The organism is Ekhidna sp. (assembly GCF_040220215.1).
GTDB lineage: Bacteria > Bacteroidota > Bacteroidia > Cytophagales > Cyclobacteriaceae > Ekhidna.
In genome coordinates, this window is the sequence record NZ_JAVJTR010000017.1 from 1 (window position 1) to 18,961 (window position 18,961).

At 41.3% G+C, this 18,961-nt stretch carries 5 protein-coding genes; 2 read left to right on the forward strand and 3 right to left on the reverse strand.

Features of this window, described 5'->3' with window-relative positions:
• The 3 genes from RIC88_RS12755 to RIC88_RS12765 all read right to left on the reverse strand — a co-directional run.
• A partial coding sequence (locus RIC88_RS12755) for a LamG-like jellyroll fold domain-containing protein (protein WP_350217929.1) occupies positions 1–9,116 on the reverse strand: 9,116 nt, incomplete at its 3' end.
• 195 nt (positions 9,117–9,311) lie between these two features.
• The gene (locus RIC88_RS12760; RefSeq protein WP_350217930.1) at positions 9,312–12,674 is read right to left on the reverse strand and encodes an FG-GAP-like repeat-containing protein; all 3,363 of its coding nucleotides are present in this window, start codon (positions 12,672–12,674) and stop codon (positions 9,312–9,314) included.
• Complete coding sequence (locus RIC88_RS12765) at positions 12,674–14,485, reverse strand: PorP/SprF family type IX secretion system membrane protein (protein ID WP_350217938.1); 1,812 nt, start codon at positions 14,483–14,485, stop codon at positions 12,674–12,676. The genes RIC88_RS12760 and RIC88_RS12765 overlap by 1 nt, the downstream gene beginning before the upstream one ends.
• Before the next feature lie 226 nt (positions 14,486–14,711).
• Here RIC88_RS12765 and RIC88_RS12770 point away from each other — a divergent pair, with 226 nt between their 5' ends.
• Both RIC88_RS12770 and RIC88_RS12775 read left to right on the forward strand, forming a co-directional pair.
• Positions 14,712–15,560, forward strand: a complete 849-nt coding sequence (locus RIC88_RS12770; protein ID WP_350217931.1) for an outer membrane beta-barrel protein — start codon at positions 14,712–14,714, stop codon at positions 15,558–15,560.
• A gap of 193 nt (positions 15,561–15,753) precedes the next feature.
• A complete protein-coding gene (locus tag RIC88_RS12775) occupies positions 15,754–18,924 on the forward strand; it encodes a cyclic nucleotide-binding domain-containing protein (RefSeq protein WP_350217932.1) in 3,171 nt (1,056 codons plus the stop codon).
• The last annotated feature ends 37 nt before the right edge of the window (positions 18,925–18,961 follow it).

Genomic DNA, 18,961 nt, shown 5'->3' on the forward strand with positions numbered 1-18,961 from the left:
CCAGTACCCGGGTAGGTTCCATTAGTGTACGTACCACGGTACCATTCCACGACATAGTTGGCCACCACAGTAGCGGCGGTCAGCGCAGTACCATTTTCAGAGACGGTAATGGTCAACGCGCCATCTCCCTCAAAGTCAGCATCCACACACTGTGTATCAGCAGTCTTAGATCCAAGCGCCAGGGCAGGGTCTACGGAATTATCAGAAATAATAAAGCCATAGGATGTTGTACACCCTGTTATTAGGCTTTCTATATCGATTCGGTAGGAACCTGCTGTAAGGTTATCAGCAGAAGTTTCACTTATATTAGGAACAATTACAGAGGATGTTGTTAGGTTATTCCAAGTAAGATCAAAATCCGTTTGAATTTCAGCTTCTGTATCTGAATTTGGATCAACAGCGCCATTTTGAAGGATTCTCTCTAATGTGAAGGCTCCAAATTCTAGACAGTTAATAATATTAACATGTGTAGTATCTGCAGCTGTATTTCCTACGGAATAGGCTATTGGATCATCAAATAATTCTATATCAAGTGTATCAGTACAAGCTCCTGCATTGTTTTCAATTACCACTCTATATTTCCCTTCACCAAGACCTGAGACTGTATTTGATGTAACACCATTTTCAGTTTCGTTAACAACATTAAAACCTACTCCAGATCCAGCTCCGGGTTGAAGAGCTACATATGTTCCGTTATCATCCAGATCCTCGTACCAGACAAAATCTGCTGCATCTGCAAGGGTTGGATGTGTTGCATCTACGGTAATGAATCCGTTGTAAGTAAGTCCACCACTGATATCACATACAGTATTATCTGAATATGTATTCAAAGTTACAGACGGTTCTTCAGGCTCATCCAATGTAATAGTTTGGACATTAGTAATACATTCATCACCATCATTAATTCGAATAGCAATTGTGTACAACCCAGATTCTAAATTGCTAATAGTGAGGGTAACGGGTTCCCCCATATTTAATCCAAAAGTTGAAGAATTATCTCCAGCATCTGCAGTTAGTGGAGTGCCTGAAACTGTAATTACAGTAGCAGTTACATTTGTGATGGTATAAGTTCCATTGTTTGCAGCATTAGTTGCATTGAGAACTGTAATCTGATCACTATTCGTATATCCATCCGCTACCCAAGATCCGCCATCATTTCTTGTAATTGTCGAAGCAGTAAAATCAAATCCGGTTCCTGCATCTGCAGCTACATTTTCTTGAGAAGTAAATGTGCCATTTGTATGAACTGGAGCATATGCTGCATCTGTAATCGCTGGAGTAAATGGACTATTTGGAGCATTCGTATTTCCAGAAATTGATCGACTTCCCTGGAATACAAAGTAATCAAAGTTTCCAGCATCATTTGTTCCTGGTGGATCTATAGTGATATCGAAACTTCCATCAAAAACAGTCTGACATCTCGTAGGCTGGGTATTAATCGCAAGCGATAAATCCGGTGCTCCCAATTCTGCCAAATCAGTTGTTATAAGATATTTACACCCATTGGTTAGCTCAATTACACCAGTATAACTAATAGCTGGCAATAAAGTAACCTCACCATTGATAATATTGATTGGTGTGCCGCCTAAGTTATTAATGGTTGTATTACTAAAAACAGCATTGGCAGGATAAGTTGGAGTAACTATTTGATTTACGATTTGATCGTTAACATCGCTTGTATCTGTTCCTACATACCAAGTAATGGTGATATCATCGGTATATGAGGCCGGAATATTTTGTATGGCAGTTCCAATATTTAATTCACCATCAGCGGTAAAACATGTGGTTAAGGCGTTGTTAGCCATTGCAGACTCTACTATATCGATGGTAACACCATCAAAACCGACAGTTGTAGTTGTAGAAACAACTAAGCATGAGGTGTTATTGTCAGTGGCTCTAATGGTATAATCCCCATCAGAGAGGCCTGTGAATGATACAGTAGCCTCATCATTGCCACCTGAAACTGTGGTTTGGTTAATAGTTTGCAGTGGAGTTCCTATAAGGCTGCTACCCTCAAATAACTCGAATGTATAACCTCCTACACCATTTTGGGGATTCGTGCTGCCCCCATCATTAACGGTAATTGTCAATCCGCCATTTCCAGGTTCACATTGATCACTATCATCGACAACCACTGCTCCGTCAATAACAGGATTTACTTTCTGACTTAAGATGGTTGCTTCTGCGGTATAATAGCATGTTGATGTCCCATCGGTTACTTCTACCGTATAGGTTCCTGCAGGCAGGCCACTCACCTGGCTATTATTAGTACCAAAAACGGTGGCGGTAGCGTATTGAAGAGTAACTTCATCTGCCGGGTTAGTGCTATTGCCTTTAAACCACTCGAATGTATATCCGGCAACAGTCCCTACACCATCAGCATCAGCAGAAAGCTCACCGTTTGGATCATTCAGATCACAAGATGTTTGATTATTAATTACTGTTATGGATGGTGTAAAAGTAACAGGGTCATTGATGATTGTTACAGTAGTTTCATTTGTTCTACAACCGGTATCGGTATCAACTGCCACGATAGTATAGTCTCCATCATTGAGGCCTGAGACGGTAGCAACTGTTCCGGTGTAGGAAAGGTCCACATTGACCGCAGCACCCGGATCAGCGATTGTTTTTTGAGCATAGATGTCGGTTGTGCCTGTGATGTCAAGCAGGCTGTCAGGATCTACCACAGAGCCACCATAGTATACTTCGAAGGTGTAGTTACCACTTCCTTCGATGTTGGTGGTATCGATAGAGATACTACCATTCGGGAAGTCAGCAGCTCCCACACACGAGGTGAGCGGAGAAGCGGTGACATCCACAGCTGCACTGTTGGTGTAAGTCACATCCACTTCATCGTCGATGATGGTCACCTGAATGGTGGTATCACATTGATTTCCACCGGTGTTTTGGATGAGCGCGGTGTATGTACCACCCGGAAGTTCAGTGTATCGAGTTTGATCTCCAGCATCAACGGTGTAGGTACCTGGCGTACCAGTGCCTGATCCATCGAACCAAGTGACGGTGTAGTCACCGATAACCCCTGAAAGGATGTCGACTTTGGCGACCCCATTAAATGCGCCTGTGATGGTTTCATCGCAGACGGTGTTGTTGGTTGATCCAGCTCCGACAGCCGCAGCTTCAAAGTCAGGTTTAGTAGGGGATGCATCTATTTCAACACTCAACGTATCAGAAAAACAACTTGTTGTTGAAGAAGTTACCACCACTTTATAAATATCATTAACCACACCAGTCAGGTCAGCAGTACTGCTTCCAGAGACAGTTCCTCCATCAGTTACCTGAGTTCCGTTTGAATAGAAGTATTCATAAGTATATGTATCAGCAGGCGATGCAGAGACATGAATTTCTCCCGTATAGGTAGAAGCATCACAGCTGGTATTATCCTGAGTGCTCACGAGCGAAAGTGTAGGATTAGTTTCGTTCTCGGTAAGAATGATCGACTCATTGGCAGTACACCCAAAAGTATTATGGGTCATCACCACCGAGTAATTATTTAGATCACCGGATAGTCCTGTAATAGTACTGCTGGTAACACCTGATGGATTGGAATTATTTCCAGGATCCACACCGTTGGTCATGTCAGCACCATTATATCTCCACTGGAACGAATAATTTGCAGTACACTCCGTACATGGGGTCTCTGGGTCACTGGTAGCGTATGCACGCAGTGAACCATTTCCAACTCCACATGATGTATCTGCACTTTCTTCAACAATAACCACATCAAAAGTAGTTGGATCATCAACTATGGCCAAGGTCAACTCTGCTGTCTCACAACCCGTAGTTGTATTTCTTGCAACTACCGTATAGTCACCATCATCCAGATTGTTGATTTGATTAGAGGAAGAAGCAATGGGTGTTCCCGTGGCAACAGATGAACCATCATACCAATCAAATTCGTATCCGGTATTTCCACCTTGGATATTGACAGAAATAAATCCATTAGGAGAACTACAGGAAGTATTATTTACTACATTGGGTGATGCAGTAAATTGTGGAGTAGTTGGATTATTTCCAACTACTACATCTGTGTAGTCTGTACACTGAGTGTCGTCATTGGTTACTCTGATTCGATAACTTCCGTCCTCCAGGTTTTGGAACGAATGCCCAGTGGAGCCATTTGCCACACTTATGTCAGAAATTGAAGTTAGCTCGGTCGTAAAACTATGTCCATCAAAAATCTCATAGGTATATGCTGATGGTTCATCTCCTCCAACCTGACTTGACACTGCGATTTGTCCGGAACCATCAACGCAATAGGTATCATTGGTAATGGTTGTTGCAATGATTGGAATATCTGGAGCTGATGCTATGGATAAATTCAATTCGTCAGTTTCACAGTCTGAATCGACATCTCTTACCACCATAGTGTAAAATCCATCTACTAATTCAGTAAATATACCAGTCGTGTTTGTAGTGCTTGTGCTATCTGTTCCGTACCCCAAATAAAGGGTATACTCATAGTTGGCACCAATTGGGTCAACTAAACCTGTCATATCTAACGAACCATTCGGCAGAGAAGGATCACAGCTGGTATTCGAAAACCCAGTTGAAAGCGGACAATCATAATCAGCAGCAACCCATTTCACTGCACCGGCGGCAGCCCCTGTTTTTTGAACAGTTCCATTACCAGCAGCACCGGCTGTACCTTTATTAAAGATTGGATCTTCGTCAGCAGTACCTGTCTCATCATTGAAGTCGTAGTACAGGTAAGGTCCACTGGCTGCAGCACTAGGATCACAAACAGCAGCAAGAATATCGTCTTCGGCTAGTGCTCTATGATAGACTCTAAATTCATCTATGTTTCCGAAAAACTTATTGGCTCCAAGGTTACCATCTCGGGCAAAATACATATCTGCACCACCATCATCTAGTCCAGAACCATGAGGGCCAGAGTGTGTTACTGTACCCACATTTACGCCATCAATAAATACTTTTAACTCGTTGGTAGCTTCGTCCCATGTGAATGCGACATTCACCCAACCGGTAGGTGTAAAGTTGGAATATACCGTCGCTGCACCAGCACCTGTAGTAATTGTGGCTGAAATACCTTCCGTTTCATCAGCCCATATCCCCATGACTGTCTTAGCATTGTCTCCGGCTGAGAAGAAGGCATGATTATTTGCGTAGTTATCAGCTGAAAGCTCAACCCAAAAAGACACAGTTACTGCGGATTCGTCGGCTAATGCCTGAGGAAATGCAGCATATGCTTTATTGGTCACTTCCATCACATTACCTGCTACAATGTCTACCAGAAAGTTGTATTCAGGTTCGACAATGTTGCTTGGAACGTTTACCGAAATGGTGTCGGAACAATTCGTGGCATCATCTTCTACAATTACCGTGTAATTGCCTCCAACAAGTCCAGTTAGCTCATACTCACCAGCACCAAATGCAGACCCGGCTAAGGCAGCAGGCATTTCGTTTGCTGCCAGGGTGTTATTTCCTCTAAACCAGGTGAAGTTATATCCTGCAGTTGTTCCAGCCCCATCGCCATCAGCTTCCGCAGTACCGTTCCCTGTTGTTGCACAGCTTGTATTTGCTGTAGCTGATGCAGTAGGAGTAGGGGCGTTAGCTAAATCATTTACTACGCCGGTGATTGGATCTGAGGAACAGCCAGTATCATTCGATATGGCACGAACCGTATATGATCCGGGATTAGATACAGTGTATACAGATCCGGTGAAATCAGGTGCTGGCTTCACTCCGGTACCATTAAACCATTCAAAGGTGTAATTCGATGTATTCCCATTGACATTCGCGGATAGTTGACCGTTACCCCCGCAAGTCATTATATCAGTTACAGTTATTGAGGGTTCATCAACATCTGCAAGAGTACTTGTCACCTCAGCATTCGACGTGTTAGTACAGCCTGATTGGTTTTCGGTGATATCTACAGAATAGACTTGTGCTGTTAAATTCTGAACAGTATTTCCAGTTGCTATAACCGTATTGGTAGGATCTGAAGTGATCCTCCAGGTTACACCGTATCCATCTGAATCTAAGAGAGTGTCCAATGGGGGATTCGAAAGGGAGGCGGGGAAAGTGCCGTCCTGGGTTTGTGTATAAACGAATGCGTGAACAGAACCATCCGGCGAATTACAATCAGTGACCGGACTAACTTCATAGGCCCAAATATGTACATCAGGGATAGTGGTAAAGATTTCAATCTGTACCGTATCAGAGTAACATTCCGTTTCTCCAAAATACCCAACCACATCATAGATACCGGTAGCCATTTGAGGGTATTGGCTACCTTCATAAATTACCGTACTGTAGTCATCATCATTGTACCATCTAAATACAAATCCATCCGGTTCAGTATACTCATCGGTAATATCCGGGCCAACTCCATCTACAATAATATTATCTATGTAATGGTGCTCCGATGAACTGGTGTTGTGAATTTCGGCTGTTATTACCAGGGATGCATTGGAGCCGTCGATGTTTAGATTTCCTATAATGGCCTGGGCATAAGTAAAGTCACCATCCTGATAACCATTACCTAACACGCCTGATGCTGTGACATTATTGCTGCCATCTTTTAATGCATAACTGACACGAACCCAGTCTCTCCACTGTCCGGAGCTCTCCTGATTCCCATTTTCGAACATGTCGACCGTAATGGAAATGTCTGTATAATTGGTAATATCTATATCTTCTGAGGTCCAGGTAACAACTCCAACATCGTTCGAGGTACCTGTACCTGTGGCTCCAAACATCTTAGAACCACTATATGAAGCTACGCCGTAAAAATCAGGCCCTTCTGTACCAGGATCTGATGTCCACCCAGTATCATCGGTATCTGACTGAGCTCCGTTGGATCTATCCTGAAAGTTTTCAACCCAGATATTTTCACTGGGTCCCGGAGCAGGTCCAAAGTAGTATGCTCTTGCATTTCCGTTATCTGGTTTTGCAGGATCACATTTTCTATTGTCATTCAGTTTCTCAACGGTCAGGTCGAATGTTTTGAAGCCAACTAATGTACTTTGGATGTTGTTTCCTGTTTCACATTCAGGTACGGATGCAGTCGGTAATGGGACGGACAGGGGTGGGGTTCCTCCAGCATCGTTGATAACTACAAAGAGTTCGAAATCCCCACCAATTCCAGCAATAGTCTGTGTTAATGTGATGGTTTCACCTACCTCAAAATTTGTAAGAAAGGAAACCTCTGTATCTAGTAGGGTAGAATTAGAAGGGGTTGCAGTTGGATCCCCGGAATAATAAGAGACAGGTAAATTTCCTGATATACCAATATCCCCTGTGTTTGTGATTTGAAATTCAACGGTTATTTCAGCATCCGGACATTGTGCATCCGTTGCAGAAACGATACCCACAAAATCAATATCCGGAGAAGCGAATTCCACGCAACCCTGATCGTTCAAGATGGGCGCCTGATTAAGAAAGGTGTTAAGTGGAAAGACTTCAAATGGGACAGGAGTGCCATCTGCATACTCACAGCCAGTAGATGAAATGAGTGTTGGGTCCTGAACCACACGAGGGATTGTAAGGTCATCGTTGATATTTACGTTATAATACCCATGCTGATTCCAGACACCACGTGCCGGCATCCAGGCCTCACCATCGGATTCAAAAACCCTGACATGAGAGAATTCAGAGTTACTATAGCCCCCGAATGGAGTAGAGTTGTCAAAGTAACAGGTGACACATATTTCACTGGCCCCATCTCCATCAACGTCGGCAATAACCGGGTATTCTTCCTGGGTTCGTGAAACACAGGCAATTTCTCTTCTTTCGGTGGTTGTATTGTCTCCATTTCCAACTCCATCAATGATTAAAAGTGACTCCTCACTACGATAAACGACCTCTACAGCTCCGTCACCATCGAAATCAAAAAGGGAACAACCGGTAAATCCTGATGATCCTTCTTTAATTGGGTGAATCCAGTGAACATTAAAGTTTTCATCTAATGAATAAAGTTTTTGGTTCATGACGAAGTTGGCATTGAGCTTACCATCTCCATCCACATCTCCTATGTTGACCCTTCCTGCACCTCTAACGAAATTATTTGTTGGATCGTGATAGGTGATCACATTACCATTTGTGACATCCCAAAAGAAGATAGTTGTTTCACCATTATATGTTTGAGAACTTGTTCCAAGTGCTCCAGTTATTATTAAATCTAAATTTCCATCCAAGTTATAATCCGCAGCAGAAACGGTAGACCATTGATCGTCCCAATTAGAATAATATTTTGGATAGTAATTCAGGTTAGCATCAATATCAGCATGAATGACATCATCCATATCTGCAGCCAGCGTTCTAGTGCCCGCAGCTTCATTGATAGCCCAGATTTCATTTCCTGAAACTAATTCTAAACCGGCACAATCAGTGCAAAAAGCATCAGGAAGAACATCTACAGCAAGTGACCCATGAGTAAAGTCTCTTTCCCAGTCGGAATTTGATCCTGCAACAATAATGGCACCAGTGGTGGCATTCACAATTTCATTTCTGTAGTAAATTTCTACAGTACCATTCTCATCAAAGTCGGCAAACCCAGGTAGTCCGATGGCATCATTTCTGGAAGCTTTACCAGCCCATAATATGGTTAAATCATGATTATACATGATCATGTCATCACCTTGATCTTGGCTCACCAGAATCTCGCCGAATTCATCATTATCCACATCACCTAATACAGGGGCGTTCTCAGGGTCAAAACCCATTGTTGCACTAAACATAGTGGCGCCTGTAGCGCCATTCATAATAAATACCGATCTACCGTGTTTGTTGGTTGTTACAACCTCAGGGATTCCATTTCCGTCCAGGTCTCCGACCATGGGAGTGGCGTGGCTATTAGCACTTTTATCTTCTGAACCCCATTGCCTGCGTATGGCAAAGGTTGTTACATCGATTTCATCGGCGCAAACAACAGTGTTACCGAAATAGAAATCATCGCAGGCACCATCGCTTGAGCAGTCGCCATCGTAACAGTCAATCAGACCGTCTCCATCATCATCAATGCCATTATCACAGTTCTCCTGACCTGAAACAATAAGTGATGAAAAAAATAAAATTGAATAAAGGACGGACTTCCAGTAGCTATTCATGGTATTAGTTGAAATGGATACGGTCATAGATACACTTTTATGGTATAATGTAACCCTTTAGCAAGGTAGATAAACCCCCTGAAATTCAAAAGGTATATCACGTCATGGTAAAGGTACAGTTATAATCAAAAGCAGAACTATATCAATAAAAAATATAACTATTTAAAGGCTATTTTTAGATAAACATCCTCTTTTAAAGGTCTAAATAAGATGATAAGGTGATTATCGTGCAAGTAAAATACTACCGGATTTGCTCATTTGGCTATCACTGCACTTAAATACAAAATAATAAATTCCTTCAGGCACAGGTGAGCCACCTGAGTTGCCATCCCAAACACAATTATCAACAAATGGAGCATCAGCCACTTTTATGTTTCTTCCTCTAGAGTCGAAGATATAAACCTTACAGTCTTCAGTGTTTGGTTGCGAGGAGTTTAAAATTTCCCAGCAGTCATTCATGCCATCACCATTAGGGGAGAAGGTTCGCTTTGGTCTTAAGTTGTTAAGGATGATTTCGATTTCACTTGAAACGGCACATCCATCTTCATCTGTTCCAATTAACGTTACGATAGTGGAAGGCTGGTTCGGAAATACAGTTACAGAAATACTCGTACTATCGCTCATAATATCATTTGGTCTCCAGCGAGGATTCGTAATGTTGGGCATAGATCCATCTCTATTAATAGCAGAAAGGTTCACGAAATTTGCTTCATCCAGAGTGACAACATCCGGCGTGGTGTTATCAGAAATGGCTATATCCAGAGTGGATGGATAATTGACTACTTTAATACTATCGCGCACAGTACAGTTTATGCCCGTCATCACTTCGACTATTGCATATACTGAATCAATATTGGATAAAACAGGCACCTCAAAGTTCGCACTTAGACTATCAGTACTATTAGGAATGGTTAGGAATGAAGCATCCTGGGCATTTCTCAATGACCATGTATATGAAGTGATTCCTGTGTCTGTTACACCTATTAAAATCACATCGCCTTGACATTTTTGCACTCTATCTGCTTCGTTGAAAGTAAGGGAGGTAGGAGGGTCAGAGGCTGTTACATTAAAAACGGTCTCATCACTACATGCATCTACCTCTGCCGGATCATAGGCGGTAGTTAAAGTAACGGTGTGATTGCCCGCAGTTGTGAAAAGAGTGTCCAATTGAGCTGGGTCAGGAAGTGTTTGAGTAATTGGGTTTCCATCCACCTGCCAAGAATAGGTTAGTGTAAACCCTGACTGCCCGGTACTTGTAGCAGTAAATGTTGTTTCGTAACCTACGCATGTCTCATCAGGACCATCCACACCTGAAACAGGTTCTGATATTGAATTAACAGTATAAGCTGGAGTAGTGTAAGTACAGCCGGAAGCGGCTTGTTCGGTTATTACCACTGTGTAATCACCACTTTGAGTAGCAGTATATGATACAGCTGTATTTCCAAGATCTGTGCTGCCATTTAGAAACCATTGATATGTGTAGTCAGAAGTGAAGTCAGGTACTTCAAGTATGACACCAGTAGAGGTATCGCAGAAATCATCATTGCCGTTGTTCAGTATCTGAAAACTGGGAACTGAGCTTACTTCAATAAGTTGAGTAACTTCTGAGCTCGAACATGATCCGGAGTTTTGTACACTTAAAGTATAATTACCAGCATCCGCGGCTGAAATCGATCCAATGTCAATTGTGGCGGTGGTGGATGTGCTTCCATCTGGTTGCGTCCAGAAATAATTTGAATATGTACTTGCTGTGCTCAAGGTGACCGCATCTCCAACACAAAGAACACCTGCCTGAGAAACATTGATTGTAGGATCGGAAGTTACCGACCCATTGATGATGTAGGTATGTTCAGCAAACTCAGTGGTGCATTGCCCATCTTCGGAAGTAACAGTAACCCGGATAATAGCATTGTCAGAATTGGACATCTGGAAGTTCTGCGTATTAGTATTTCCTAATGCCTGGGTGTTGGTGTTTGTTCCAGTTACACTCCATGTATAAGAAGCACCAGGTGAAAACGTCGCGGAGAGGGTAAAAATATCCCCTTGACAAAACACCCCACCATCTGTGGGCGAAGGGGATAAAATAGGTGTAACACAGTTTCTGTTCAAGATGATGCCTAGATTTCCTGTTTGGCTGACCTGTACATTATGGGTATATGCCATGTCTGGTTTTGCATCCCCATTGAGGTCTCCCACCATTACATTTTGAGTTGAAATTCCGGATGTAGATTGAATTTCTTCTGTACTGAAGGAAATAATAGGATCAGGATCAGAAGGATTAAAAGTGTTTTCAAATACATACACATTTCCGGCAGCATAAGACGATATAATATCCAAAAGCCCGTCACCATTCATATCACCCAGGTTTACCCCAAAAGCTGAATTTCCGGAGGTTGTCAGATTACTTGCCGTACCAAACGAAATAGAACCACCGGAACTTTGATTTTCAAAAGTTGATATCCGGCCGCTGTTTCTACTAGCAACAACTATCTCCAGTAATCCATCATTATTAAGGTCACCCGTTTCTATATCACTTGTCTGACCACCATTGGTTAGTGTGCCTTGAAAAGTAAAATTGAAATTACCAATAGTGCTTGTGTTTTTGAATAAATGAATGCTGCTGTTACTTTGCCTGAACGGCAAAGTAACAATGTCCAGATATCCGTCATTATTGAAGTCGGAAATTTTAATCAAACCGGTACTTTCTCCATTGGCTTCAAGTTCAACAGCATTTGCAAATGATAGCCCGCCTGTATTTCTAAATATATGAAATGTGCCATCTGTTCTGTTTCCTACAATGAGGTCTGTCAGTCCGTCTCCATCCATATCCCCAGCCTCTATAGATCCAGGTAATCGCTGGTCTCCCGTGCTGGTATTCGGAAGTGCTTTAGAGGTGGTTGATGCTGGAGAAAAATTTCCAGTACCCGGATTGTTCAAAACATAGATATCTTGTGAATTAGTACCAAGGTTAGAAGAAAATGCCAAATCGTTATCCCCATCATTATCCAGATCATGACAGGTCACTGAGAAAAAACCAGATCCATTTGTATTGACATTTAATGCTTGTGTTAATTGAAAATCAGTCCCTGTAAATGCATCAGTCCCTGCGGTGTTATTTAAATAAATTGAAACTTCGTTTTGACTATTATCCGTTGATTGCAAATTATGAACAATAATTATGTCGTTTTTGTCATCGCCATTCAAGTCACACATACATAAATCGGAAGCAGCTTGTTCGTTGGTAGTTTGTGTGTACTCGGCATCATAACTTGAAATGTCCGACCCGCTAAAACTGATGAAAAACCGTTGACTGGATTGGGCAATCAAACTATTGTTGAATACGTAAATACTATTGTTGGTAGCTCCGGCAGGAACAATTGCTTCAATAATGTTGTTGGAAACAACATTAAATGAACTTGCTTCTATACCGCCAAAATATACATTGCTGGTACCTGTGAAATTAGATCCGGAAATAGTTACTGTTTGTCCTACTTCTACATGGGTAGGAGAGATGCTATTTATAAATGGCTTTTGAGCCCAAATCACTAATGGACAAAAAAGTAGTAGTGTTAATAATTTACTCATCATTCTGTCACTTGAAGCACCCATGCTTTTGATAGCTTGGGAATATTTCTGAATTCATCTCGCTTAGATCTTACCTGGTTTAAGCTACCAGACTCATATACTACAACGTAGTAATAACCTCTGCCACTATTGTATCCAACAATGGTATCATGAAATCCCATTTGGAATAACTCATCACTGTAGTTTTCCGCATGGTCGAAAACTGAAAATGCACCTGCAATCACATAGTTTCCTGCGGGTAATTCCAATAAATGGTTACCTCGTTTTGTTGTCATATGATCGTTAGAATCACCTAATTCTTCATGTGTCCTGAAGTCTTGGGTCAATTCAGGGTCTCCCTTGGCTACCTCATCATGGTGCTCTTCTGTTAAATCAGGATTTTCAGAAATAGCAGCAGCTTGTGATTCATTGATCGCTTTATCCCATTTTACAATGTGTTCTACATTACCATCAGCGGCCGTTTTCTCATATTTTACTCCCACTTCTTTAGAACCATCCGGCAAAGTACGCTCAAGATGACCATCTGAAGCCACTTTCATGCCGCTTGCTTCTGCAGCAGGCACCCAGCTTATAACTACACTTTTATCACCATCAGCATCAGGTTTCTCAAGGCGTATTCCTTTTTCTTCTTCACCGAACTGATTTACACGGGTGAGTTCTTCGTGCTCTTCCTGGTGATCCCAGTCATCTGCTTTTTCTGTTGGAACTTCTGATTCTGTATCAGGTTCATCCAAAACAGTGGGTTTTGCAATGCTAAGTGCATCTTCGTCTGCCGGCTCAGTTGGCCTACTTTGTTTTAGAGCTGCTAGTTGTTTTTGCCTTTCCAGTTCAGCTTTTCTTGCTCGCTCTTCCGCTGATAATCTATGACTTTTAATGAACGAAGAAACGTGCTCTGCGTGATCTTTTTTAGTACCCAAATGATATCCAAGGTTAATCTCAAAAGTTGGACCCAGATCAGATGATATATTAGAATTGCCAAGCTCATAAGCAAAGCCAACAGCAAATTTTTCTTTCACTTTTGCCCCGGCAAGTCCAATGATTCCTGCATCTTGCCGATAAGAAGCCCCCACCCATACAATGTGATAAAGGTGGGTAATCAAAGTGCCTTCATACTGGTGTGGAATAACATTGCTATACCTATATATAATGTGTGGTTCAAATGCAAAGTCGTCGCTAATATGCCCCCTGTAGTTCATTTTGAATAACATATTGTCAGTTGGAGAGAATTCTACCTCTGAAATGGATAACTCCTTCTGGTTAATTGGATTATAGCTAAATAAGTTAGGGAGCGATACACCCACATTGAAATGTCCGAAATGGTAAGCAACTCCAAAATCACCTAATAAAAAGAGGGATTGATCAAGAAAACCCGCAATAGCTGGATCTCCTGCTGCATCAGCAATTTCATTGAGGTTCACAGAATTTGAACCACCTCCCAATGACATCCCAAATCGTAGGAAGTGTGTTCTATCAATATTAATAAGGTAGGAGGCGGAAGCTTTGGCTGCTGAAGTTGTCAACAATCCTTGAGAAACATTAAAAGCTGCACCACCTAAGGCAATACCCCCTTGTAGTGGGACATGAAAACTTGCATGTGAAATTTGCGGAGCACCCTCTATATTGGTCCACTGATCCCTATACATAACAAAAATAGCAGCGTGCCCTTCTACACCCGCATATGCGGGATTATACATATAAGGGTTCATGAAAAACTGATTATATACCTGTGGCTGCTGAGCGTTAGAGGGGAAAAGTGTAATGATTAGTAAGCTTATAAGGGAAAATTTAATTATCCCGTTCACACAAACCATCTTAGAGAGAGTTAATCGTTTCAAGTAGTGATGATTTCTTTGATCTAAGCTCTAAATTAGAGAATTTATTGTATTTAGCACTACCCGTAACAAATATCCTCGTTTTTACTGGGTTTATACGTATTATACGACTAAGAAAAACAACTATACATCCAAGAAATGATATTTATAGATAATCTACTGAAAAGGATTTTGTATTATTACATATGAAAGTAAAAGCATACAAATGAAACCAATCCTTTCTTTTTGTTTTGTGACAGTTTTTGCCACTTTTTCCTATGGGCAGTACTGGTTTGGGCCAAAAATCGGTGTGAGTTACATCGATCATGTTTATCAGGATAAGACCTATGAAAAGGATTCATTTAATGTTAAGCCGGATATCAACTGGCAAGCCGGATTTGCTTTAAGCTACGCTGCAAGCGATATGTACGCTGTATATGGGGAATTACTTTATGAGAAAATCCACAAAACCGTAAAGGATATCGCGACAGATGGTGAGGTGATTAGTAATGAAATGACCAACCATTTTATCTCAGTTCCTATAATGCTTAGGGTGAACCTGGGGAAAGTCCCCTTTCATTACTACGTAAACGGAGGTCCACGGCTAGCATACTGGGTTGGCGGGAAGGGTATTTTCAGACCAACTGAAGATGATGAATTTTGGCCTGTTGAAGATGACGATGGAAATTACTTGCCACTTGAATATAAACTGAGATTCAATTCGGCGGCTAATGCTTCGCCGGATGATTACACCACAGCCTATGTGAGTAAACCTAACAGGCTTCAGTTCGGGCTCACGCTTGGTGGAGGTGTCTTCTTTGATATACAGGGGGGATCACGTCTGCAATTGGATTTCAGGTATACCTGGCAACATAGTAATATGGCAACAACCACTGCAGCCAACACGAACCTTGATCGCGGGTCTCCGGGTGATTTAACTTTCTATAGGGAGAATATGGAGTACTACCATAATTTCGCTACCATAGGAGTAGCCTATTTATTTGGTTACAATAGCCAACTTCAAAGGAAAGGAAAGAGTACAAGTAAGGAAAGTAATAAAAGGAAGAAAAAATAGTACTTTTTTAAGTTAAAGTACGATGAATCATAGTCTTTTATTGATTTATTCCTACAATTGATAGGTAAATATCTAATTTAGATTTTAGGCCTGTGAAACTTAATTTATAGTGATTCGAGCATTCTTAAAATTCTTGGGGGGAGAACCTGGCGAAGAAAAGCAAATGTTGCTCTTGCTTGGCAAAGGTTTTTTTATGGGGATTCTGCTCGCAACGTATCAAATAGGCGCGGAAACACTCTTTTTATCTGTCCTTGGGGATGAATGGCTTGATGTCGCATTTTTCTCTGCTGGTGGTGCAGGCATTATTTCGACAGCCTTATTTGTTAATCTCCAAAAGAAGATCAATTTTTCAACCCTAGTTATTTCAACCACTTTTATTATTCTCCTATTTATAGGTGGTATCCGGGCAGCATTTGAATTTATTGGTTATGATAATACACTTTCGGGTGAATTTCAGATAGTCCCTTTTATTCTTTTCGTAATGATAGGTCCGGTTACTTCCATCATACTTCTAGGTTTTTGGGGGGTGTTTGGACGTGTGTTTGATTTACGTGCAAGTAAAAGAATAATTGGAGGGATTGATACTGGTCAATTAATGGCAACCATGATTGCCTTTTTCAGTATTCCGCTATTGACTGGATGGATCATAGATCAGACATACGATCTACTTTTTATATCCGGAATTGCAGCATTGGGTGTCTTTTTATTTACACTCTCACTGGCAATTAATTACAATCTAAATAAAGCCACTAAAATTTTAAAAGGCGAAGAGGTGGAGAAAGTGAGCTTCACGAGCCTTATCAAAGACAAATACCTTAGATTACTTTCTGTATTCTTAATCTTCTCCATGGGGTCTGCAGTTTTTGTGGATTACACCTTCCTAAGTGCTACCGAAACCATGTACCCTGATGAACAAGAGCTGGCCGACTTCCTGTCTTTCTTCTCAGGATTGGTTATCGTTTTTTCCTTCCTAATCCAAAGTTTTATCAATGATATAATTATAGGAAAGTTTGGGTTGAAGGTGGCATTGATGACTATGCCTTTGATTTTGATATTGTTCACCTTAGGCGCTATAGTGGTCGGGCACATTTTTGGGTATCAAACCAAAACGGATGAGTTTATCATGTTCTTCGTGCTAATAGCCGTCGGTAAGCTATTTACTGCTGCACTTAAAGACGCGCTGGAAAACCCTGCGTTCAAACTTTTCTTCCTCCCAATCGATATTAAAATCCGCTTTGATATACAAACCAGGATTGAAGGTGTTGTAAACGAAGTAGCCGTATTTGTAGCAGGAGCAATGCAGATGGCCCTTGGACTATTGGTCTTCTTTGAGTTGATACACTATTCATATTTCATTCTGGCTCTTGCGGGTGGAATTATCTATCTGGCCGGAAAACTTTTTGAAGAATACAAAAAAACCCTTAAGTCTACGCTAGAAAAGCAAAAAGCATCTCTCAAAGGAGAGGGTAAAAGAAATGAGAAAAATACGCTCAATCTTTTGAAAGGCGAGGTTGCTTCTAAGGATGTAGAGCAGGTGTTGAGTGCCCTAAAATTGTTTGAAAAACTGGAGCCGATTGAGTTTGAATTTGTACTCCTTGATCTATTGAACCATCGCTCTCCGGTTTTGCGAAGTTTTGCTTACCAAAAATTAGGAAATCGGTTATGTTGGGAAGCAGTAGAGATCATAGAAAAAGATTTAAAAACGGAGGGCAATGAAGAGGTACTTGAGGTGGCTCAATCAGCCTTTAAAAAGCTAAAAGAAGCATCAGAGTTTAAACTCACTGATGTTTCCATAAAAGAACTTGTCAGATCCACGGAGGCGGATGATCGGGAAAGAGGAGCGAGGCTTTTAGCTAAAGCAAGTGAAGACCGCCATATAGCTTACATAGTTGAATTACTAAGGGATATCAATCCAAAAGTGCGATCAGCAGCAATGATTACTGCTGGTAAAGTCAAACGTCCGGAGTTATGGCCAATCCTAATAGAGAATTTGCATTTAGCAACATACGGCAATGTGGCAATGTCGGCACTTAAAGCATCAGGTGAGGCAGCTTTTCATACGGTGGATACAGCTTTTTACAAAACCGGACAGTACCATGCTACAATGATTAGAATTATCCAGGTTCTTGGACGCATTGGTGGCAGGGGAGCGACCGAGCTCTTATGGAAAAAGATTGACTTCCCTGATAGAAAGATAGTTTCTCAGCTTTTATTGTCGCTAAGCTATATTGGTTTTATAGCAAGGGACTTTCAGGCTGCACGAATAAAAATCGCTGTAGAAGGAGAGATTGGGGATATCGCCTGGAACATAAAATCAGCACTGGAGATTCCGAATGAACATTCTATAGATCACTTGATTCGAGAGGCTATGGTCGAAGAGGATGTCAAAAACTATGATAACATTTTCATGCTGCTTGGTATGATTTATGATCCTCAAAGTGTTCTTCTAGCTAAAGAAAATATTCAAAATGGAACAACTGAGAGCGTGACTTTCGCCGTTGAAATGTTGGATATTTTTGTGGATGAAGAACTGAAGCCTAAGTTGATTCCGGTAATGGACGAACTAAAAATCCAGGAAAGACTGGCGCGCCTCCAAAATTATTATCCTCCTGAAGAATTTGACTCTTACGAAGATTTATTACTACAAATCATCAATAGGGATTTTAATAGAATAAACCGGTACACCAAGGCATTGGCGATGTTTAGGTTTAGCCAATTAAGTACCCATGTAACGGCTGATATCATTGCTAACCTATTCAACCCTGACCCGCTATTACTTCAAACAGCGGCATATGTAATTTATTTGATTGATAAGGAAGCTTATCACCAACATACCAAACGTTTGCGACCGGTAACAAAGAAAGAGCTGGATAAAGCGATTTTACCTCCGGTGTTCCGTCATGATGATGAAGAGTATCATCAGAAATTGCTACTTATTGAAAGGGTTATCGAGCTGAAGAAGATAGAGATGTTCAGTAATATCCCAGGTGAGTTAATTACCTATATGGCTGAAAGCCTTGAGGAAGTTAGAGTGAAACTGGGCTCAACGATTATCAGAGAAGGGGATAGTGGTATGGAACCAATGTATATTGTGCTTGACGGCTCTATTGATATTTATGAAGGTGATCATAAGGTTGCAGAACGAGTGAAGGGTGGTGTGTTTGGTGAAAAGAACATAACGGAAACGGATCATTTCAGATTCACTGCATTGGCAAGAACTGAGTGCACGCTGCTGCTCATGAGGAAGGAAGAGTTATTAAATTTATTGTCTAAACATTTCGAAATACTGGATTGCTGGATAGACATAATGAATGGGGTTGTAGATCAGGAAGAGCCGAAAATTGTGGATGCATTGTTTGGTTGACATTTCGACGAACCCCTTTTGGATAGTTTTAAAAATT